Origin of the sequence: Kribbella speibonae (assembly GCF_004331375.1) — a bacterium.
Lineage (GTDB): Bacteria > Actinomycetota > Actinomycetes > Propionibacteriales > Kribbellaceae > Kribbella > Kribbella sindirgiensis.
Genome location: NZ_SJKC01000003.1, coordinates 1,126,152 through 1,146,402, shown reverse-complemented (window position 1 = coordinate 1,146,402; position 20,251 = coordinate 1,126,152). Strand labels below are relative to the sequence as shown.

Annotated in this window: 18 protein-coding genes; 10 read left to right on the top strand and 8 right to left on the bottom strand. The window is 67.6% G+C overall.

The window, feature by feature from the left end:
• Positions 1–61: 61 nt before the first annotated feature.
• Positions 62–2,215: a hypothetical protein gene (locus E0H92_RS26785; protein WP_202873823.1), complete on the top strand. Its 2,154-nt coding sequence runs from the start codon at positions 62–64 to the stop codon at positions 2,213–2,215.
• Here the strand turns inward: E0H92_RS26785 and E0H92_RS45780 are convergent.
• A complete protein-coding gene (locus tag E0H92_RS45780; protein ID WP_202873822.1) occupies positions 2,112–2,612 on the bottom strand; it encodes a type I glutamate--ammonia ligase in 501 nt (166 codons plus the stop codon). The two genes, E0H92_RS26785 and E0H92_RS45780, sit on opposite strands and share 104 nt — an antisense overlap.
• A 69-nt stretch (positions 2,613–2,681) precedes the next feature.
• On the opposite strand from E0H92_RS45780, the gene E0H92_RS26775 reads away from it, so the two are divergent.
• A complete protein-coding gene (locus E0H92_RS26775; protein ID WP_131498090.1) occupies positions 2,682–4,151 on the top strand; it encodes a molybdopterin dinucleotide binding domain-containing protein in 1,470 nt (489 codons plus the stop codon).
• Positions 4,152–4,173: 22 nt separating this feature from the next.
• On the opposite strand, the gene E0H92_RS26770 is transcribed toward E0H92_RS26775, so the two are convergent.
• The 4 genes from E0H92_RS26770 to E0H92_RS26755 all read right to left on the bottom strand — a co-directional run bounded on the left by E0H92_RS26770 (position 4,174) and on the right by E0H92_RS26755 (position 6,409).
• Positions 4,174–4,395 (bottom strand): hypothetical protein, encoded by a 222-nt coding sequence (locus E0H92_RS26770; RefSeq protein WP_131498089.1) that lies wholly within the window; start codon positions 4,393–4,395, stop codon positions 4,174–4,176.
• A 386-nt stretch (positions 4,396–4,781) separates the two neighbouring features.
• Positions 4,782–5,198, bottom strand: coding sequence for a CBS domain-containing protein (locus tag E0H92_RS26765; protein WP_131498088.1), 417 nt, complete (start codon positions 5,196–5,198; stop codon positions 4,782–4,784).
• A gap of 148 nt (positions 5,199–5,346) precedes the next feature.
• Positions 5,347–5,712: a PRC-barrel domain-containing protein gene (locus E0H92_RS26760; RefSeq protein ID WP_131498087.1), complete on the bottom strand. Its 366-nt coding sequence runs from the start codon at positions 5,710–5,712 to the stop codon at positions 5,347–5,349.
• Positions 5,713–6,097: 385 nt separating this feature from the next.
• Positions 6,098–6,409 (bottom strand): hypothetical protein, encoded by a 312-nt coding sequence (locus E0H92_RS26755; protein ID WP_131498086.1) that lies wholly within the window; start codon positions 6,407–6,409, stop codon positions 6,098–6,100.
• Positions 6,410–6,679: 270 nt separating this feature from the next.
• On the opposite strand from E0H92_RS26755, the gene E0H92_RS26750 reads away from it, so the two are divergent.
• The gene (locus E0H92_RS26750; protein WP_165550006.1) at positions 6,680–8,407 is read left to right on the top strand and encodes a DUF2207 domain-containing protein; all 1,728 of its coding nucleotides are present in this window, start codon (positions 6,680–6,682) and stop codon (positions 8,405–8,407) included.
• A 168-nt stretch (positions 8,408–8,575) separates the two neighbouring features.
• Here E0H92_RS26750 and E0H92_RS26745 read toward each other — a convergent pair whose 3' ends face one another.
• Both E0H92_RS26745 and E0H92_RS26740 read right to left on the bottom strand, forming a co-directional pair.
• Positions 8,576–8,872 (bottom strand): hypothetical protein, encoded by a 297-nt coding sequence (locus E0H92_RS26745; protein ID WP_131498084.1) that lies wholly within the window; start codon positions 8,870–8,872, stop codon positions 8,576–8,578.
• A gap of 179 nt (positions 8,873–9,051) precedes the next feature.
• On the bottom strand, positions 9,052–10,398 hold the full coding sequence (locus tag E0H92_RS26740; RefSeq protein WP_131498083.1) for a sulfatase family protein: 1,347 nt from the start codon (positions 10,396–10,398) through the stop codon (positions 9,052–9,054).
• Positions 10,399–10,575: 177 nt separating this feature from the next.
• Here E0H92_RS26740 and E0H92_RS26735 point away from each other — a divergent pair, with 177 nt between their 5' ends.
• Genes E0H92_RS26735 through E0H92_RS26705 form a run of 7 tightly spaced genes read left to right on the top strand, consistent with a single transcriptional unit; the run spans position 10,576 to position 19,134 of the window.
• A complete protein-coding gene (locus E0H92_RS26735; RefSeq protein ID WP_131498082.1) occupies positions 10,576–11,574 on the top strand; it encodes a carbohydrate ABC transporter permease in 999 nt (332 codons plus the stop codon).
• Positions 11,567–12,394 (top strand): carbohydrate ABC transporter permease, encoded by an 828-nt coding sequence (locus E0H92_RS26730; RefSeq protein WP_131498081.1) that lies wholly within the window; start codon positions 11,567–11,569, stop codon positions 12,392–12,394. Before E0H92_RS26735 ends, E0H92_RS26730 begins: the two co-directional genes overlap by 8 nt.
• Positions 12,391–13,752, top strand: coding sequence for an ABC transporter substrate-binding protein (locus E0H92_RS26725; RefSeq protein WP_131498080.1), 1,362 nt, complete (start codon positions 12,391–12,393; stop codon positions 13,750–13,752). Before E0H92_RS26730 ends, E0H92_RS26725 begins: the two co-directional genes overlap by 4 nt.
• Positions 13,749–15,098: a sulfatase family protein gene (locus E0H92_RS26720; protein WP_131498079.1), complete on the top strand. Its 1,350-nt coding sequence runs from the start codon at positions 13,749–13,751 to the stop codon at positions 15,096–15,098. Before E0H92_RS26725 ends, E0H92_RS26720 begins: the two co-directional genes overlap by 4 nt.
• Positions 15,099–15,148: 50 nt before the next feature.
• Positions 15,149–17,356, top strand: coding sequence for an arylsulfatase (locus tag E0H92_RS26715; RefSeq protein WP_131498078.1), 2,208 nt, complete (start codon positions 15,149–15,151; stop codon positions 17,354–17,356).
• Positions 17,353–18,318: a nucleoside hydrolase gene (locus E0H92_RS26710; protein WP_131498077.1), complete on the top strand. Its 966-nt coding sequence runs from the start codon at positions 17,353–17,355 to the stop codon at positions 18,316–18,318. The genes E0H92_RS26715 and E0H92_RS26710 overlap by 4 nt, the downstream gene beginning before the upstream one ends.
• Complete coding sequence (locus E0H92_RS26705; RefSeq protein ID WP_131498076.1) at positions 18,319–19,134, top strand: ribokinase; 816 nt, start codon at positions 18,319–18,321, stop codon at positions 19,132–19,134.
• Here E0H92_RS26705 and E0H92_RS26700 read toward each other — a convergent pair.
• A complete protein-coding gene (locus E0H92_RS26700) occupies positions 19,123–20,127 on the bottom strand; it encodes a LacI family DNA-binding transcriptional regulator (protein ID WP_131498075.1) in 1,005 nt (334 codons plus the stop codon). The genes E0H92_RS26705 and E0H92_RS26700 overlap by 12 nt on opposite strands.
• Between the last annotated feature and the right edge of the window lie 124 nt (positions 20,128–20,251).

Below are 20,251 nucleotides of genomic sequence, written 5' to 3'. Positions count from 1 at the left end.
GGTCGGCGAGCAGGCTGACCCGGAGCTCACTAAAGTGATCGCCGGATTCGAGGAGGACGATGTGGGACGCCTGATCGGGGCTTTGGTCTTACTCGCCGTTGTGGGGCTGCGCCCCGTGCCGGCGGCCGCCGCGGGGAACGGCGACATCACGCCCGACATCCTGGCGAACCGAAACGTCACCCTGACAGGTGACGCGGTGGTGAACCTGCCCGCCGGCACCACGACGTACGACGGGGTGATCCGCGGCGAAGGAACGCTGCGGATCGCGGGCAGCGGCACCTTGATCCTCACCAAGGACAGCGACTTCTCGTTGCCCAAGGCAAGGCAACGGCAGGCGGTCCGGATCCTCGGCGGCAACCATCCGTACGTCGTGGTCACGCACCCCGACCCGCCGGCGATCGTCGTCGACAAGGGCGCGACTCTGCAGTACGGCAACGGCGGCGGCACCGGACTGATCGGAAGATTCCCGTACGGCACGCCCGGCTACCAGCTCAACCAGGACAACATCGAGGTGAACGGCACCCTGCGGTTGTCGCTCGTCCGGTCCGTCAACCTCGGCACGATCAGCGGATCCGGGCTGATCAGCCAGCCACGGTTCCTCTGGGGCGCCCTTGATCTGGCCGGTACCAATCCGTTCTCGGGCGTGATCGACAACGGTACCCAGGCGTCCGCCGGCAAACCGGAGACCACGGTCGCGCTGCCGAACGCCCGGGCCATCCTCAACCAAGGCACCTGGACGATCGACACCCCGCTGGACCAGACCGTCACCATCCGGCAGAACTTCTACCAACGCGAGTACGGCAGCGACATCAACGTCCAGTCCCGCCCCGGCAGCACAGTGATCCTGACCGGCCAGTACAGCTACTCGAACCGTGGTGGCGACACCGATCCGTCACTGAGCGACCCCGCGATCAACTGGCGGAAGATCCCGCACAACCTGAACAAGCGCGGCACCAACATCAAGGGCGCCAACGTGCAGTGGGGTGACGGCAGCACGAACAAGATCTTCATGCCCGGCACCGCGGACACCGTCTACATCAACCTGCTGGCCGCACGATCCCGCTCCAAACTCACCTTCGCCTACAACGGCCCGGTCACGCTCGGCGCCCCGATCGGAGGCGGCGTGTTCCACGACACGCTGAAGTCGCCCGGCGCCGGTGACGTCGTGATCAAAGGGGTCCGTGGCAACGATGTGACGTTCGCCGCCGACCAGTACTACGACGGCTCGACGACGATCGAGAAGGGTGCGACGCTTCGCCTCGGAAGTGGACGGCCAGGAGGTGACGGCAGCCTGTTGACGAAGGCCGCGTTGTTCCGGATCGTCAACGAGGGTTCGCTGGTGGTTCGCAACGCCGGCAAGGCGATCACGCTGTCGAAGATCAGCGGGACCGGTTCGCTGACCCAGGCCGGCGCGGCGACGACTCGCCTCGCCGGGACACTGACCTACACCGGCACCACCACGATCTCGCGCGGAGCTCTGGCGCTCACCGGCGGCAGCCTGACAGCCAGCAGCGCCGTTACGCTCACCAAGTCCGGCGCCATGCTGGATCTGACCAAGGCGGGCAACCAGACCCTCCGAAACCTCAGCCAGGCCTCCGGTTCCACCGTCCTGTACGGCGATCGCGCGGTACTCACGCTGAACCGCCGGTCGAAGCTCTTCGGCACCTTCCACGGCGGCCGACTGGTCAATGCCGGCACCGCCGGCGGGGCGTTCACTGTCAAGGGCGATTTCGAGCAGACTCCCGACGGTCGACTGTCCACCCGAGCGGATGGTACGCCGGTCCGCGTGTTCGGCCGGGTATCGCTGGCCGGAAAGCTCGACGTCACCCCGCGAACCACGCTCACCAACGAAACCGTGCTGATCGCCAACGACGGCACCGACCCGATCACCGGCGCCTTCACCAACCTCCCCGAAGGCACCCGGGTCGCGGGCTACCAACTCACCTACAAGGGCGGCGACGGCAACGACGTCATACTGAAACCGCTCAAGGCGAAAGCAGCCCTCGATCAGCCCACCACGCACAACACGCCCCCAGCAACCACCACCCCTGCGGCCAACGACTCCTCCCTCCCGGCCGCCTTCGCAGCCGCAGCCGTCGCACTCCTCGCCATCATCTTGATCGTGCTCCGCCGCCGTCGCACCTTTCACCGTCAATCCGCCGATGCGCACCCGCACCGACGAGGACATCGGCGAGGACACGGTACCGACACGTGAGCTGCGCAGGCTCCGGCATACCGGGCAGCAGGCGGGAGCCCGCCCGGTCCGATCCCTGAACGACCTTGCGTGCGAGCTTGCTCTCAGCAAAAGCCACGATGGCCTCCGCAAGCGAACTGCGGAGCAACGAGTCGGTGTTCTCATAGGCGTTCCCAACGACCGCGGCAGGAAGTTCCAGCTCGGCCTCAAGGCCATGGACGGCGTCGGCCACGCATGCTGCCAGCGCGAGGTAGGGATTGGCATCCGCACCAGGAAGACGATTCTCCATGCGGCAGGCGGACTCTTCGCCGGCGATGATCCGCAACGCGGCGGTCCGGTTGTCGCCGCCCCACGCGGCCGAGACCGGGGACCACGAGCCAGTCACCAGTCGCTTGTAGGAGTTGACGGTCGGCAGCACAGAACGGAGAACTCCTACATCGGGTCGACCTGACCAGCGAGGACCATCGTTCCGCACGAGATCGTCGACATGGCCCTGTTCAAGTCCACCCCGACGAGCACGCTCAATCTCCAGGTGCGACCCGGCGGCGACCTCGCCCTGCTCCGCGGAATGGCGAAGGCCGTGCTGGAGGAGCACCGAACCGATCCGAAGGCGCTCGACGAGGTCTTTCTCGAGCGCTACACGCACGGCTTCGAAAAGTACCGCGAGCTGTGCGAGGCAACGGAATGGAGCGACCTCGAGCGCCAGTCCGGCCTGTCCGAGACCGACATCCGGCGCGCGGCCGAGATCTACTCCCGATCGAAACGCACTCTGATCAGCTGGTGCCTCGGCATCACCCAGCACGAGCACGGCGTCAACACCGTCCGCGAAATCCTCAACCTCCTGCTGCTGCGCGGAAACCTCGGTCGAGAAGGCGCCGGACCGTCGCCGGTCCGAGGGCACAGCAACGTCCAGGGCAACCGGACCTGCGGGATCGACCATCGCCCCACGCCGGAGTTCCTCGACCGGCTCGCCGAGGCCTGCCAGATCGAACCATCCCGCGCACACGGACTCGACACAGTCGACGTGGTCGCGGCCATGAACACCGGAACGGTCAAGGTCTTCGTCGGCATGGGCGGAAACTTCGCCCTCGCCGCACCGGACACGGCCTTCACCGCCCAGGGCTTACGTCAGTGCGACCTGACGGTCCACGTCAGCACCAAGCTCAACCGCAGCCACCTGACCCACGGGCGGCAGGCGCTCATCCTCCCGTGCCTCGGGCGAACCGAACTCGACCTCCAGCGCGGCGGACCGCAATCCACCTCGGTCGAGGACTCGATGAGCATGGTGCATCTCTCGACGGGCAAGAAGCGACCCGCCTCGCCGTACCTGCTGTCCGAACCCGCGATCATCGCCGGGGTGGCGCACGCGACATTGCCGGAGAGCTCGACGCCCTGGGCGTGGTACGTCGACGACTACGACCGGATCCGCGACGTGATGGCCAAGGCACTCGACGGATTCGAGGACTTCAACCGCAGAGTCCGCCGGGCGCTCGGTTTCCGACTCCGCCAACCCGCACGGGAACTCGTCTTCCACACCCCGTCAGGACGAGCCGAATTCTCCACCGCCGACCTGCCCGACGTGATCCCCGAGGCGGACGAGGTACTGGTGCTGCAGACGATGCGCTCGCACGACCAGTGGAACACCACGATCTACTCCGACAACGACCGCTACCGCGGCGTGAAGAACCTCCGCACCCTGATCTTCATGAACGCCGACGACATGCGCGCCCGCGGCATCAGCGAAGGCGATCTGGTCGACATCACCGCGACCGCACGGGACGGAACAACGCGCTCGCTGCGCGAATACCGAGCACTGACGTACGACGTACCTCGCGGCAGCGCCGCCGGCTACATGCCCGAGATGAACGTGCTGGTCGCACACAACGACTACAGCCAGCAGAGCGACCAGCCCTTGATGAAGAACATCAAGGTCCGCGTCACCCCGTCGCATCAGTGAGCACGGCGAAACCGCCTTTGGATCAGTCGCCTTCCAACACCTCTGCGGCACTCTTCAGGTTCTGCAGATCCGACTCGAGTGCTGTCGTCGCGGTCGGATCGAACGACTGCTCTTCGGACTCGACATCGAGCGCGTCGTCAGGCTCGCTGGCCATCGCGACACCGAGTTCGTAGTTCGCGTCGTCGGCCACGACACTCGGGTCGGTGGTGACGGCCTTGACCTCGTTGCTCGGATCCCTGGTCATGTTCTCAGGCTAACCGAGGACAACGTTGCGCACAGCAAGTTTCCGATCGATCCGATTGTGCCCCCGAACAACGCGGTCTGTTCGTCCGAACAGTCATCGTCTGAACGGCCACGTACTCGTAACGCCCGCTGCTGGAAGTCGTTTTGAACAGCGACGGGGAAGCTCGTCAGGGGCGGGATCAAGCGGGGGCCCGCCTCTGACGTTCTCCGGCTCGCGTGAACGTACTCTTCCCGCACCAGATCAGAACGTCTCGAGCGCGTACACCGAAGCCCCGATGGCCTTGGCATGCGGCTGAATCGTTCGGCGCGGTGACGTAGATCGTCATGACTGCATCCTGGTGTACAGGGCCAGCGAGTCCAGATCACCGCGTTCGATATCTGCTGCGGTCAGCGTGGTTCGGAGATTTCGCTCACCGTACGGCCGGCCCGGCCCGGTGTCGCTCGGACCACGTCCGCCTGCGCGAGCATCCCGACCAGTTCGTGACCGTCGATGACCGGAAGCCGACGTACCTGATGAGACTCCATCGTCCGCAGCGCCTCCTCGATGGAGTCGTCCGCGCCGATCGTCACCGGCTTTCCCTGGCCGAATGCGCCAGCCGTGGTCTTCGACGGGTCACCGCCGTCAGCGATGCACTTCACGACGATGTCCCGATCGGTCAGCATGCCTTTCAACCGGTTGTTCTCGCCGCAGACCGGGAGCGCACCGACGTTCAGCTCCCGCATCTTCCGCGCAGCTTCGACCAGGCTCTCCGCCTCGCCCACACACTCGGCACCCGGCGTCATGAGGTCTCGTGCGGTCTTCACGTCATCACCCTCCTCGGGAGTTCGCCGACACGGTCAGCCGGTGCCCACCCACGCCCGCGAGAAACACCAATGCCGCCGAGAGCTAGTCGCCCGCTCCAACCGCCAGCCGGCAGTCCGCGTGGCGCCAGGCGCGTCCGAGAGACGGTGGCTACAGACCGCGGTCGTAGTACTCGCCGTAGTAGCTGCCCAAGCGCTCGCGGTACTCGCGGTCGTCATAGTCGCCAGTACTGGGGTCGTACTCCGGGGAGTCCTTGATCTGATCCTTCGTGCGGTCGACGTAGACCTTCTCGTCCTCGGTGTCTACGCGCTGAACGACGCCGGCCGGCAGGAGGACCTTGCGGCCGAGGATCCACGGGCCGGTGTCGACCACAAGCGAGGCCGCGCCGACGTCGTACGTCGCTTCGTCCACCTTGCCGATGTCCCCGTCGACCGCGGCGATCTTGTACCCGGTGATGTCCGTGCCCTCGCTGTAGCCGGAATCCTTCCGGTAGTTCCACGGATCGAACATGCTCATGATCCTGTTCCTTCCACGCAGGGGTCCGGCCAAGCGGCCGGACCCCTGCTGTACCCGCGGATCCGCCGCCGAAGCGCGCTGCGGCTGCCTGACTTCAGGGCCGTCGCTCACGGGCAGCGTGACGTTGCAAGACCTAGTCTCCGGTTGCGAGCTGTGGCCGGAGGTCACCGACCGAGCGGGCGAAGACGAAGCAGACGACCGATCGAACTGACTGTCCTTGGCCGGGTAGTTCGGCGCCGCCGCGGTCAGTCCCGGTCGACCGCCGCGGCCGGCTTGATGGATGAAGTATCTGGCCGGATCTCCTGTGGCAACAAGCAGCGCGGTCCCTGGTACGCCGCGACGTACGGCGACATCGTGGTCTGACGAAGCCGTCGGCAGGGCGACCTTAGTCAGCAGTCGATCGCTGGAGGTTCCAGGCTGACCGCAGGGCGGACGTGACCAGATCGGGCTCGGCGTCCGACAGGCGCAGGACCACCTTCATGTGCGCGTCGAACCGCGGCGGAACGGAACACACGTCCGGATGCTCCGCCACCAGGCGCTCTCGTTCGCTGAACCGCATCCGCACCACAATCGACACAGAGTCGTACTGACGGGCCACGAGCCGACCACCAAGCGTCCACTGCAGCAGTCCCTTGACCCTCGACTCCTTCACCCCGTCGAGAGCAGCCGCGAGCCGGCTGACATCTGCCATCTCCACCCATCCAGCATCCCACCAACGCGATCGACCCACCGGCGCGCGAGCGGTACGCGGTTTCGTCAGCAGGCGTAGGACTTGGCCCAGCGGTAGGCGTCGCCGGCCTTGGTGTCGTGGCCCCAGAACGCGCGACCCAGTCGAGGCTAGGAGCCGCCGCTGTCGCCGCTCTGCCCGTACGGCGCCCGTACCGATGTGCTGGCGTGATGGGCCCCTGGGACTGGAAGGATGGTGGACGGTCCGTGCCACCGGGGGGTCACGAGAGGACGTACGACGATGGCAGGTTCGCTCGCTAGGCGCAGGAAGAAGGACGCCCTCTGGCTGGTCGCGGGTGTCCTGCTGATCGGCCTGGTCGGGCTGCTGGTCGGGCTCCTCGCACAGACGGGAGAGCAGGTCGCGCGGATGTGGGTCGGGGCCGAGGTGCACCCGGACGGAAGCGCGCGGATCACCGAGGTCATCGACTACGACTTCGCCGGCAAGGACAAGCACGGGATCTACCGGACCGTGCCACTGGACAAGCGCGGCGATCTGCGGGACGTCTCGATCACGATGGACGGCGCGGAGGTCCCGTTCCGGCTCAACGGGTCCCTCGTCACCGAGATGGTGATCGGCGACCCGGCTGCAACCGTGACAGGGACACATCGATACCGGATCGAGTACACCCTGCGGACGCTGGGAAACCTCGAGCGGTTGGCCTGGGATGCCGTGGGCACCGAGTGGGAGGTGCCGATCAGGCAGGTGGAGGTGCACGTCGCCACGCCGTACGCGCTGCGGTCGGTGCAGTGCAACGCCGGTTCGTACGCTTCGGGAGATCCCTGCGCGACGATGCGACAACCCTCGCCGGGACAGGTGGATGCCGCCCACGGCGGCCTGGACAAGGGACAGGGCTTGACCGTGTACGGCACATTCACGGAGGCCAGCGGTGGCGGTGCCACCCTGCCCGAGCCGCCGACCGGACTGGCACCCGCCGAACCCGAGGGGCACCTCGTACAGGGCTGGTTGTGGATCACCGGGATCGCCTTCCTCGCCGCCCTGGTGATCGCAGAACTCCTCCGGCTTGCGGGACGTCAGCGTGTCCGGGGCAACCGCCGGATGGACCTGGGCAAGCTGGCGCGGACTGTTCGGCCCTCCTCGGTCCCGCCGGCGGAGCTCGGCCCTGCCCAAGGCGGCATACTCCTGACCGGACAGGTTGGCAAGAACCATCTGGTCGCGTGGCTGCTCGGCGCCGCACTGGACGGCCACCTGCGCATCACCGGGGCGACCCGACCGGTACTGCGCAAAGCCCTCGAGGGGCCCGGCAACGCCGACGAACTGACCGAGCGAGTCGTCGGCACGCTGTTCGCCAGGAATCCGGACGTCTCGCTGCGCAAGTACAACAAGAACTTCGCCGAGGCCTGGCGCGAGTTGAAAAGTGGACTGAACGATTGGCGGCTGTCCGATGCCATGGAGCTGTGGGTGCCAGGTGCGGAGCGAGCGCGCCGCGTGGCTCTGATCGCCGGTGTGCTGGCCGCCGTCGCCGGTGTGATCGTCTTGATCTTGACCGCCGACGGTGCACTGGACTCGGGCACGGCCTGGCGCACGCCGACCGCCGTCGGCGCGGCACTGGCTGGTGGCGGTCTCGCGGCAGTGCTGAGGTCCTGGGAGCTGAGGGCCCGTACGGCGCGCGGCTCGGAGCTGTGGTGCCAGGCCGAGGCGTACCGCCTCTACCTTGCCGGCCTTGAGGGCTGGGACGGCCGCGACGAGGACCTGCTCACTGCCTGGGCGGCCGGACTCGGTGAAACCACCTCCTGGTCCATCGAAGCCGAGCGCGCCACGAAGCAGGGCGGTTCGGCCCAGTACCACCATGACCGCTGGAAGTTGGGCCTGTACCTGCCGATGGCCACCGACAGCGCCAGGTCAGCCTCCGGCGGCTCCAGTGGGTCGTCCTCCAGCAGCAGCTACAGCGGAAGCTCCAGCAGCGGTGTCGGCGGCGGCTCCGGCGGCGGAGGCGGCGGCTCCTGGTGACACAGGGCCTCCGCGCACGCCGAACGTGTGTACGCCGGGGAGCTCGACAGCCTCCTCGACCTCGCGACCGACACGGCGTCGAGGTTCAGCCAGACACCACAGGCTGACCCGGTCCGCCTGCTGACCCAGCCCCGAACCGGTAGAGGGCTGAAGCCGGGTTGCGTGAGGTCAGTCGGTCTCGCGGATGCCGACGGCCCGATCCTGGTCGACGTTCCGCCCAGCCTCTGGATCACCCGGCGCGGTCGCGGGGACGGAGACGATCGTGTCCTCGACCCGGATGGGCTCGGGCAGCGTGCGGACCCGGTTGTCCCGGGACTCGTTGCTGTCTGGTTCGACGACCAGGCCCTTCCGCGGCTGGCCGCGCACATCACGGTCACCGAGCAGGTCGAGGAGGTCGCGGCGATGAACGCCCTGGTGAACGTCGCCAAGCGCGCCGGCGACGACCCCACGGGCCGCGGGTGGCAACCTCTGGCTCCGGCTGCTTCCAGCATGATTCCAAGAGCACTACATCCCGTTGCGACTGGCAACGAGTGCACATTCGAAGTGTGCGCTGTTCGTCGATTGCGCGCTGAGCGCAGCTATCCACAGCTTGCGGCGATCCGTCTCATCACTGATCGTCACGACGACAGTCTCTCCGGCGAGTGCTACTTGGAGGTGGCCGCATCGTTCCAAAGAGCGTTGTCGCTGACGAGGGTGGAGTGGCCCCAGTTCCGGAAGTCGTCGGACTCGTAGTAGTCGAGGTCGCGGCCGCCGGTGGATTCCCACCACTCGTCGACCCGGAGGCGCAGGTCACGACGGGTGCCGGCGAGGTCCTCGCGATCGATCACGTTGTGCAGCTCACCTGGATCCGCGGCGAGATCGTAGAGCTCTTCCCACAGTGTGTCACCGAAGTGGCGTACGTACTTCCAGTCCCGTGTCCTGGCGACCCGGAACGGATGCAGGCCCCAGTAAGCCGCATAGTGCTCGAAGAACACGCACTCGTCCTCCGGTGGCGACACATGCGAGGCCCGATCAAGCACCGACCCGCCCGTCATCTCCGCCGGCACTGGTAGACCGGCTGATGCCAGCAGCGTCCCTGGTTGCGCCACGTTCACACAAAGGTCGTCGACGACCGCCCGCTCGGCCGGCGGCCCAGGAACCTTCAGGACAAAGGGGATCCGGTACAACTCGTCGTACGGCAGCACACCCTTCAGCCGGAATCCGTGCGCGCCCATCATGTCGCCGTGGTCGGATGTGAACAGCACGACCGCGTCGTCCCACATCCCACGCTCCTCCAGCGCGCGCCGTACCTGACCGACCAGCGAGTCGACGTGGCCGATCATGCTGTAGTAGCAACTCAGCTCCTCCTGGAGCCTGTCCACCTCGACCCCGCCGTGCGGCATCGCGCGACGCTTCGCCTGGTACGGCGGTTTGCCGACGAGGTCGTCGCCGTACGTCGATGGGATCGGCATCTCGTCCGGCGGGAAGTACTCGTCGAACGGGGCGACGTGCTCGAACGCCGGATGCGGCTCGTGCCACGAAACCGTCAGGAACAACGGCTGCGCGGCTTCGTGGTCGCCGATGAAGCGGACCGCGTCGGCAGTCACCGCACGATCGACGGACGAGAGCGGAGAGCCGACGCCGCGCTCCAGGGAGTGGTCGTAGCCGAGTGCGTCGAGATGGTGCCCGAGATGGCTCTTGCCGAAGTACGCCGTCGTCCAGCCGGCGTCACGGAACACCTTGCCGACCGTGAGCCGGTCCGGGCTGAGATGCCCGGTGTGCCCGCGGAAACCGTAGATCGCCAGGACACCTGCCTCATGCGGGTACAGACCGGTCTGCATCGAGACCCGCGACGGGGTGCACTGCGGGTTGGAGCAGAACATGTTCGTGTAGTTCACACCTTCCGCGGCCAGCTGGTCGAGATGCGGCGTCCGCGACACCGGGTCGACAGTACCGAGGCGCTGGTACTGGAACTGGTCGGCGATCAGCAGAACGACGTGGCGGGGTGACATCCGGTAACCCTTCGACTGGCGATTTGGTATCGATTTCAACCCTGTAGGCGAAGGAAGTCAAGGGTTTGGCGTGATCCCTTGACCCGGCAGCCAGGGAGGCCCTACGGTCGATTTGGTATCGATTTCAAATCGTCCACGCAAACCCGCCATCAGCAAGGGAGGCGCAGGGTGTCGATCATGTCCCCGCCCAAGTCGTCGCCGAGGGCAACCGCCGTCGAGAAGGTGCCGGAACGATCGCGGCGACGCCGCAGGCAGAGCGCGATCGGTCTGCTGTTCGCCCTTCCCGCCTTGGTGTTGCTCGGTGTGTTCCACATCTGGGCGAGCCTGTTCAACATCGCGATGTCGTTGACCGACTGGTCCCTCGGTGGGGCGTCGTTCGTCGGCCTGCGCAACTACGTGGAACTGCTCACCGGCCCGGAGTTCCGCAATTCGCTGGTCGTCACGCTGTTCTTCGTCCTCGGCACGGTGCCGCTGACGATCCTGATCGGCCTGCCGATCGCGTACGCGTTGCAGTACCGGCTGGCCCGTTTCCGTCTCTACCGGGTGCTCGTGTTCACGCCGTACGTCGTGCCCACGGTGGCGTCGGCGATGATCTGGGGCGTCATCTTCGGCTCGAACCCGAGCAGCCTGGCGAACTGGGTGCTGTCCTGGTTCGGCGCCGAGCCGCGGCAGTGGCTTGTCGACGGAACCGGTGTGCTGAACGTGTTGCTGCACCCGATCGGCGTGCACCTGCCCGGCATTCTCGGAGGGCCCAGCGTCGCGCTCTCGATCACGATGGTCGCCCAGATCTGGCACCTGCTCGGCTTCACGGTGATCGTGCTGCTGTCCGGGCTGACCGGTATCGGCGAGGACGTGCGGGAGGCCGCCCGGGTCGACGGTGCCGGCGAGTTCCGGGTGCTGCGAAGTGTCGTGGTGCCGCTGCTGTCGCCGACCATCTTGTTCCTCGCGGTGATCTCGCTGATCTTCGCGGTCCGTGAGTTCAACATCATCTACGTGCTCACCGGCGGCGGGCCGCAGGGCAGCTCGGAGACGCTGTCGATGCTGATGGTCCGGCAGTTCTACGAGGACAACGAGCTCGGCCGGGGCGCGACCACCGGCACCTTCCTGGCACTGACCGTCGCTGTGCTGACGCTGGCCCAGTTCTGGATCTCCCGGAGGCGAGTCCACTATGAGTGAGCCGAGACGTCACCTGAAGGCGCTCCCCGCGCACCTCGCGCTGATCGTGACCTGCTTGATCCTGATGGTGCCGCTGTACTGGATGGTCATCACGGCGGTGAAACCGCTGCAGGAGGCCCTCGCCTCACCGCCGACCCTGTGGCCGCACGACCTCGCCTTCTCGAACTTCGCGGAGGCGCTGCGGCAGGCGCCGTTCGCCCGGTACATCGCGAACACGGTGCTCACCGCCGGCCTGACCGCGATCGGCAACGTCGTGATCGGTTCACTCGCCGGCTACGCCCTGGCCCGTGGCCGCTTCCGGGGCCGAGGCGCGCTGCTCGCGTTCGTCCTGGCCAGCGTGATGGTGCCGGGCGAGGCGACGTTCATCCCGAACTACGTGACGATCCGGAACCTCGGCTGGTACGACAGCTACCTCGCGCTGGTGGCTCCGTGGCTGGTGGGCGCGTTCAGCGTCTTCCTGTTCCGGCAGGCCTTCCGGTCGCTACCCGAGACCCTCTTCGAGGCGGCCCGGCTGGACGGTTGCTCGGAGTTGCGGGTCTTCCGCGCGGTCGCCTTCCCGCTGGTCCGGGCGACGTCACTGACGGTGTTCGTGCTGAGTTTCGTGTGGACCTGGAACGCGTTCCTGTGGCCGCTGCTGGTCACCTCCCGCCCGGAGTTGCGTGTCCTTCAGCTGGGCCTCACCGCCTTCCAGACCGAGGGCGGCGTCTACGTCAACCTGCTGATGGCGGCGACAGTGCTGTCGGTGGTGCCGGTGCTCGTGCTGTTCGCGACCACCCAGCGCCTGGTCATCAGCGGCATCGGAGAAGGAGCTCTCAAATGAACGCACTACCGCACCGCCGATCGCTGGCCGCGTTGCTGGTTGCCGGTACGGCGTTGCTCGCCGGTGCCTGCGGCTTCAGCGGACCGACCACGCCGGCGTCCGGCAACCACGCCGCGATCCCGGACAAGGTCAGCAAGCCGACCAAGATCTCGTTCTGGCACGTCTACACCGGAGGCGACGGCGCCACAATCGACGCCCTGGTGAGGAAGTTCGAGGCCGCGACCCCGGACGTGACCGTCCAGGCGCAGTACGTCGGCGGCTTCAACGACCTGAACAAGAAGGTCGTGTCGTCGCTGCAGGCCGGCTCGCCGCCGGACGTCACGATCGCCTACCCGCCGAACGTCCTGGAGTACGTCAAGTCGAAACGGGTGCTGGACCTGACGCCGTACGTCGACAAATCGGGCGTCGGCCTGTCCAGGCAGGACCTGGCGGACATCCTCCCGAACGAGCTGCGCCGGAATCGGTACAGCACCCAGGACGGCGCCTACCTGAGCTTCCCGTTCGCGGTCAACGTAGCGGTCATGTACTACAACGCCGACCTGCTGAAGAAGGCCGGCATCAGCAGCCCGCCGAAAACCTGGCCGGACTTCGAGCGCGCCTGCAACGCGGTCAAGGCACTCGGCAAGACGTGCTACTCGGCGAACGCGAACGCCTCGACCTTGAACGCGATCGGATACTCCTTCGGAGCGTCTCCGGTGACCGCGGACGGGAAAGCGTCCTTCGACGCACCGAAATGGAAGGACACGTTCGATCTCCTCGGCCGGCTGGTCGGCTCGGGTGCGACGCGACTGGCGAGCAGCGGCGATGCCCAGACGGTCGACCAGAACGAATTCGTCTCCGGTCAGGCCGCGTTCATCATCCGGTCGAGTCGCGCAGCGCCGTTCCTGAGCAAGGCGGTCGGCGACCAGTTCACGTGGAACGCCGCCGCGTTGCCGCAGGCAACGAATACCGATAGGCCAACCACCGCACTGTACGGCCCGGGGCTGGCCGCGTTCACCTCGGACGCCGACCGGCAGCTCGCATCCTGGCAGCTGATCAAGTTCCTCTCATCTGCCGAGTCACAGGCCACCTGGGCGAAGAGCACCGGCAACCTGCCGATCCGGCAGAGCGTGGCGACCGATCCGGCGTACTCCGCCTACCAGAAGGAGCACCCGGCGACGGCCATTTCCGCGCGGTTGGTCGCCGGTGCGCAATGGGAGGGAGCGCTCGGTGATGAGGGCATCGTCGCCTTCCTGCCGCAGAAGCTGCGCAACTCGATGGAGGACCTGGAAGCCGGGGTACTGAGCGGCGCGATCAAGCCCGACGTGGTGCAGTCCCAACTGCAGGCCCAGGCGACCCAGATGATGGCGGCCAGATGATCCGGCCGAACATCGTCGTCTTCCTGAGCGACGACCACGCGGAGTGGGCGCTAGGGTGCTCCGGCAACTCCGAGATCCGCACCCCAGCTCTCGACCACCTGGCACACACCGGCATCCGGATGCGGAACGCATTCACGCCCAGCCCGGTGTGCTCACCGGCCCGCGCTTCGTTCTGGACCGGCCTGTTCCCGTCCCAGCACGGCGTCCACGACTTCCTCGGCCTGCAGGATCCCGAGGTGGCCGCGACGCCGTGGCTGGCCGGCGAACGGCTGCTCGGCGAGCTGCTGCAGGGCTCCGGGTACGAGACGGCGATGGTCGGCAAATGGCACCTCGGCCAGACCGGGCAACCCCGGATCGGATTCGACTACTGGGCACCGCACGACTACCTGGACACCGCTCCCGACCGCCAGGTCGTCACGGACGACGCCGTTCGGTTCCTGCAGGAGCGTGACGCCGACCGTCCGTTCTTCCTGTACGTCGGTCACTTCGCGACCCACAGCCCGTGGCAGGACCGCCCTGAGCGGCTGGTCCATCAGTACCGGACCGCGACCTTCAGCGACATCCCCGACGACCCGGTCTACCCGTACGGACGGATGGCGGGAGAAGCGCTGTTCACCACTCGGGACGAACCGCGGGAAGCACTGGCGCAGTACTACGCGGCGGTGTCCGAGATCGACGAGGGAGTCGGGCGCGTCCTGGACGAACTCGAGGCGCAGCACCTGACTGACGAGACCCTGATCGTCTACACCTCGGACCACGGCCTCATGACCGGCCACCACGGACTCTGGGGCAAGGGCAACGCGACCGTGCCCTACAACATGCTCGACGAATCGATCCGGGTGCCGATGATCCTCCGCCAGCCCGGCGTCCTGCTCGGCGGGCAGACCAGAGACGAGTTCGTGAACCACTGCGACCTCTTCGAGCTGTTGCTCGAGCACGCGAGCGCCGACGTACCCGACCGGCAGCATCACTACCCGGGACGGTCCTTCCGCGAGCTGTGCCGCGGCGGCTACCTCGGAGACTGGCCGGACGAGGTCTTCGCCGAGTACGGCGACACGCGCATGATCCGGACCCGCACCGAGAAGCTCGTCTGGCAACCAGGCGTCGACCGGACCATGCTTTTCGACCTGGTCGCCGATCCGCGGGAGTCCACCGACCTGGCCGGCGCCCGCCCCGGATCTGTCGCCGACCTGACGAAACGCCTCGGCGAGTGGTTCGCACAGTACGACGAACCCGGCACCAGCGGACTCCGCGTCGCCGAGCTGCCACGACACAACAAGCGGGAGGCCTGGCGGGACCACGGGCGACACGATGTCGTCGCCCAGCCGCCGTGGATCGCGCGCTGACGTTTCCGACACCCGAGATCGATCGACCTCCAGAAAGTGGGGAGATTGCTATGTCACGCCCTGAAACGGCCTTCCGCGGCCGGATCGGGACCACCGTCGCCGACTCCGAGCCGTGGTGGCCCGAGAACGATGCCTCCAGCAACCACCGGCCGAACGTCGTCACCGTGGTCCTGGACGACACCGGCTGGTCCGACCTCGGCTGCTACGGCTCGGAGATCGCGACACCGACGATCGACAAGCTCGCGGCCGGCGGCTTGCGCTACACGAACTTCCACGTCACGCCGCTGTGCTCACCGACCCGGGCCAGCCTGCTGACCGGCCGCAACCATCACCGGGTCGGTATGCGCTTTCTCGCCGACACCGACACCGGCTTTCCGAACGCGCGCGGACGCATCGATGCCGACGTACCGACCCTCCCCCAGTTGCTGCGCGACCAGGGCTATGGGACGTACCTCGCCGGGAAATGGCACCTGGCACCGCTGCACGAGATCACCCCCGCCGGACCGTTCCACAACTGGCCGCTCGGCAAGGGTTTCGATCGCTTCTACGGCTTCCTCGGCGGATGCACGGACCAGTACGCACCGGAGCTCTTCCAGGACAACGCGCCGATCGAGCCTCCAGCCGGGGACGGCTACCACCTGAGCGGGGACCTGGTGGATCAGGCGATCCGCTTCGTCACCGATCACGTCGCGTTCCGGACCGATCAGCCGTTCTACCTCCACCTGGCCTTCGGTGCGACGCACGCACCGTTCCAGGCCCCACGGGAGTACGTCGACAAGTACGTCGAGACCTTCGCCAAGGGCTGGGACCGGACGCGCGCCGATCGCTTCGCGCGGCAGCTCGAACTGGGTCTGGTACCACCGGGATCGGAGCTGTCCGAGCGCGCACCCGGCGTGCCTGCGTGGGACGACCTCGACGACGACCACCGGGAGCTCTTCACCCATCTGCAGGCGGCGTTCGCCGGCTTCCTGGAGCACACGGACACGCAGCTCGGAGTGTTCGTCGCCGCACTGGAGCGACTCGGGCTGCTCGACGACACGATCATCGTCGTCTGCGCGGACAATGGTGCGAGCCGGGAGGGCGGGCCGCAGGGCGCGGTCAACGTCGCGGCGCCGTACAACGGGCTGGCGCGCTCGGTGACAACCGAGTTGAGTGAGCTCGACCGGCTCGCCGGACCCGACGGCCCCGCCTTCTACCCCGAGGGTTGGGCCAACGCGGGCAACACACCGTTCCAGCTGTACAAGCAGTACGTCGACCTGGGTGGCGTCCGATCGAGTCTGGTGGTGCACTGGCCGCGCGGCGTGACGAACCGCGGCGAGGTGCGCCGGCAGTTCGTGCACGTCGTGGACCTCGCACCGACGCTGCTGGAACTCGCCGGCGGCACGGAGAACGCGGAGTTCGACGGCGCCTCGATCGCGCCGACGTTCGACGACACCGGCGACGGCCGCGATACGCAGTACTGGGAAATGCTCGGCCACCGGGCGATCTGGCACCGCGGGTGGAAGGCCGTCACCTGTCATGAACCGGGAGTGCCGTTCGAGTCCGACTCCTGGCGCCTGTACGACACGACCAGCGATTTCAGTGAGTGCCGAGACGTGGCCGACCAGGAGCCAGGTGTACTCGCGGATCTCCAGGAGCTGTGGTGGCGGGAGGCCAAGGCGAACGACGTACTCCCGCTGGACGACCGCCGGTTGAAGGACCTGCTGCGGTTCCGTCCGCCATTGGGGATCGCGGCGCGGCGATCGTTGCGGCTCCACGCTGGCCAGAGCCACCTCGCGACCACGAGCACCCTGTGCGGGCTCGACCGATCCATGCGAGTGCGAGCCCCGTTGACCGAAGTGGCCGACGGGGTCGTGCTGGCCAGTGGCGGCTCGTACGGCGGTTATGTGCTGTACGTGAAGAGCGATGTCCTCACCTTCGAGTACCACTTCCTCGACTGGCGCGGAACGGCCAGATCACCGCAGTTGCCGCCCGGGGAGGCCGAGGTCGGGTTCGACGTGGACCGCCGAGACGATCGGTCGGCACGGCTGCGGCTCGTCGTGTCCGGGCAGACCGTGGACGAGATCGAGCTGCCGGTGGCTGCCACGTTGCTGTCGTTCTGGGGTCTCGATGTCGGTCATGATCCGGTCTCGCAGGTGTCGACGGCGTACGACGGTCCTTTCCCCCTGCCGAGCGGCGCCCTGAGCTACGTGGCGATCGACTTCCTCGAGGAGCACTCAGCAGCCGCGGTTGCCGACGCGATCGAGGCGACCGAATGAGCCGGCCGGTGCTGCTCGACGTCGACACCGGCATCGACGACGCGTTCGCACTGATCCTCGCCCTCCGCCATCCCGACCTGGACGTCCGGGCGGTGACCTGTGTGGCCGGCAACACCTCGGTCGACCAGGTCGTGCGCAACACGCTGACCGTCGTGGACGCGGCCGGCGGTCCGCAGATCCCGGTCGCCCGCGGCGCCGAGCGGCCGCTGCTCGCCGCGAGCCGGGACGCCAGTCACGTCCACGGCCATGACGGCCTGGGCGACCTCGGACTCCCCACCTCGGTGCGGCCGCCGATCGAGGCGCACGCCGTCGAGGTGATGCGGCAGCAACTGCTCGGCAGCACGACGCCGATGACCCTGATCGCGCTGGCTCCGCTGACCAACGTGGCCCTGCTGTTGCGCACCTATCCGGAGGCTGCCGCCAAGCTGGAGCGGATCGTCGTGATGGGCGGTTCGGCGTCGGTCGGCAACGCCACACCTGTTGCCGAGTTCAACGTCTGGCACGATCCGGAAGCGGCCGCGATGGTCTTCGCTTCGGGTCTGCCGGTGACGATGTACGGGCTGGACGTCTTCTACCAGGTCGGCATCCGCGAGGACGAGGCCGCGAAGCTCGCGGTCAGCTCGGATGCCGCGACGAGCCTCGTCGGCCGGCTCATCGCCGGACAGATCGGCAAGGTTCGCGATGAAGAACGAATTCCGGCCGGTACGGCAACGATCGGTGACGCCGGCGCCGTATGTGCCGTTGCGGATCCAGGCGGACTCACGACGGCATCGCTGCCCGTCCGAGTCTGCCTGGAAGGCGGTGACACCCGGGGCCAGACCGTCGTCGACCGTCGGACCCGGCCTGGCGAGGCGGATCTGCTCGGCCGGGCCGCCACGCCGCGAATCGACGTCGCGCTCGACGTGGACGCCGAACGCTACCGGCGGCTGTTCCTGGACGTCGCCTGCCTTGGCGAGGCCTGAATGAGCGGCGTTGTCTGTGTGGTCGGCTCGCTCAACGTCGATCTCGTGACCCGGGTCCGGCGGCATCCACGGCCCGGCGAGACGGTCGTCGGGGACCGGACCCGCACGTTTCCCGGCGGCAAGGGCGCGAACCAGGCCCTCGCCGCCGCCCGCGCCGGTGCCCGGACACGGCTCGTCGGCCGGGTTGGTGCCGACAGCAACGGTACGGCGTACCTCGCAGGGCTCGGCGATCGTGGCGTCGACTGCTCGGCGGTGCTCGTCACCCCGGGCGAAGCGACCGGCTCGGCGATCGTTGTGGTCGACGAGCCCGGCGAGAACAGCATCATCGTCTCCCCCGGTGCGAACGGGTTCGTGAGACCGGCCGACGTCGATGCGGCCGCCGTACGGAGTGCCGACGTACTGCTGCTGCAGCTCGAACTGCCGCCGGCTGTGGTGCGGCACGCAGCCGAACTGGCCGCTCAGGCCGGCATCAAGGTCGTGCTCAACGCCTCGCCTTGGTCGGCAGCGGCGGCGGAGCTGGTTGACCTGGCCGACGTAGTGATTGTCAACGAGCACGAGGCTGCCGCGCTCGGACCGGTGCGCGGCTCGGTCTGCGAGACGCTGGGCTCCCGCGGGGCGCGGTGGCTCGGGGCCGAGCGACCGGCGCCGGTGATCGAGGCCGTCGACACAACCGGCGCGGGCGACGCCTTCGCCGGGACCTTTGCAGCTCACCTCGCCATGGCAGCCAGTCCCGACCGAGCGCTCCGGTCGGCGATCGCGGCCGGTGCGGCCGCCTGTGGCCATGCCGGCGCGCAGGGCTGGGCACTAACTCGATGAACCCCGCACCACGAGTTCGTGTGGGATCAGGGTCCTCGCCGGCACCTCGCCGCCGGCGACGGCCGTGATCAGTACGTTGACGATCCGGCGACCGTAGTCGGCCATGTCGGTCCGGATCGAACTCAACGGCGGTTGCAGGTACTCGCCGAGCGGCACGTCCTCGCACGACACCATCGCGACATCCGCCGGGATCGTCAGGCCGCGCGCCGCGAGCGCACGAGCAGCGCCGAGCGCCATCGGCGTGTTGTCCGCGACAACACCCTGCGGCCGGACCCCGGAGTCGAGCAGCTCTGCAAAGCTCTTCTCCGCGGCCTCCGCACGATAGTCGCCGTCCACGGTGTGCAACTCGTCAACGGTCCGGCCGGCGGCGCGGCAGGCCTGCTCGTACCCCTTTGAGGCTTCACGGGTCAACGCAGTCCCGGCCCCGCCGCCGAGGAAGACGACGGGCCACCGCCCCTGCTCGAGCAGGTGTGCGGTGGCGTCCCGCGCGACCGCGACCCGGTTCGTGAGCAGAGCCGGAATGTCCAGCGACCGGATGCTCTGCGATCCGCACACCGCGGCGACGCCTTGGCTGAGCAGTTCGCCGAGCGCGCCGCGCACCGGCTGGACGTTCACGTTGTCGGCCGTGGCGATGATGATGCCATCGACGCCGCGCTTGGGCAGTGAGTGCAGCAGGCTGATCAGCCGTTCGCGGCTGTGGTCGAGGTCGCACAGAAGAACGCTGTACCCGTGCTCGTCGGCGGCCCGCTGCACAGACTTCGCCAACGACGCATGAAAGGGCTGAGAGATGTCACCGACCAGCAACGCCAACGTGTCGAAGGACCCACGCCGCAGGTTGCGCGCCGCCGAGCTCGGCCGGTAGTCGAGCTCCGCGATCGCCGCCTGCACACGATCCCGCTTCGCCGCGATGACCGCCTCCGGCTGATTGAGCACCCGCGACACCGTGCTCGCCGAAACCCCGGCCCGCCGAGCCACATCGCTGATGGTCGCCATAACTCCCTCCACGTCTGCCGTCCGCCAACCACTGTACGCCAAATCTGAAATCGATTTCAAGAACGCATGGCGCGACGGCCCTCGTCGCGGCGGGCGATCGCGAGTCGACGAGCGGCCGGAGAGG

Bases quoted from the DNA above. Each gene is read 5' to 3' on its own strand.
- E0H92_RS26775 (WP_131498090.1), top strand. From the start codon at position 2,682: ATGGCCCTGTTCAAGTCCACCCCGACGAGCACGCTCAATCTCCAGGTG.
- E0H92_RS26770 (WP_131498089.1), bottom strand. From the start codon at position 4,395: ATGACCAGGGATCCGAGCAACGAGGTCAAGGCCGTCACCACCGACCCG.
- E0H92_RS26760 (WP_131498087.1), bottom strand. From the start codon at position 5,712: ATGAGCATGTTCGATCCGTGGAACTACCGGAAGGATTCCGGCTACAGC.
- E0H92_RS26750 (WP_165550006.1), top strand. From the start codon at position 6,680: ATGGCAGGTTCGCTCGCTAGGCGCAGGAAGAAGGACGCCCTCTGGCTG.
- E0H92_RS26740 (WP_131498083.1), bottom strand. From the start codon at position 10,398: ATGTCACCCCGCCACGTCGTTCTGCTGATCGCCGACCAGTTCCAGTAC.
- E0H92_RS26735 (WP_131498082.1), top strand. From the start codon at position 10,576: ATGTCCCCGCCCAAGTCGTCGCCGAGGGCAACCGCCGTCGAGAAGGTG.
- E0H92_RS26730 (WP_131498081.1), top strand. From the start codon at position 11,567: ATGAGTGAGCCGAGACGTCACCTGAAGGCGCTCCCCGCGCACCTCGCG.
- E0H92_RS26725 (WP_131498080.1), top strand. From the start codon at position 12,391: ATGAACGCACTACCGCACCGCCGATCGCTGGCCGCGTTGCTGGTTGCC.
- E0H92_RS26720 (WP_131498079.1), top strand. From the start codon at position 13,749: ATGATCCGGCCGAACATCGTCGTCTTCCTGAGCGACGACCACGCGGAG.
- E0H92_RS26715 (WP_131498078.1), top strand. From the start codon at position 15,149: ATGTCACGCCCTGAAACGGCCTTCCGCGGCCGGATCGGGACCACCGTC.
- E0H92_RS26710 (WP_131498077.1), top strand. From the start codon at position 17,353: ATGAGCCGGCCGGTGCTGCTCGACGTCGACACCGGCATCGACGACGCG.
- E0H92_RS26705 (WP_131498076.1), top strand. From the start codon at position 18,319: ATGAGCGGCGTTGTCTGTGTGGTCGGCTCGCTCAACGTCGATCTCGTG.
- E0H92_RS26700 (WP_131498075.1), bottom strand. From the start codon at position 20,127: ATGGCGACCATCAGCGATGTGGCTCGGCGGGCCGGGGTTTCGGCGAGC.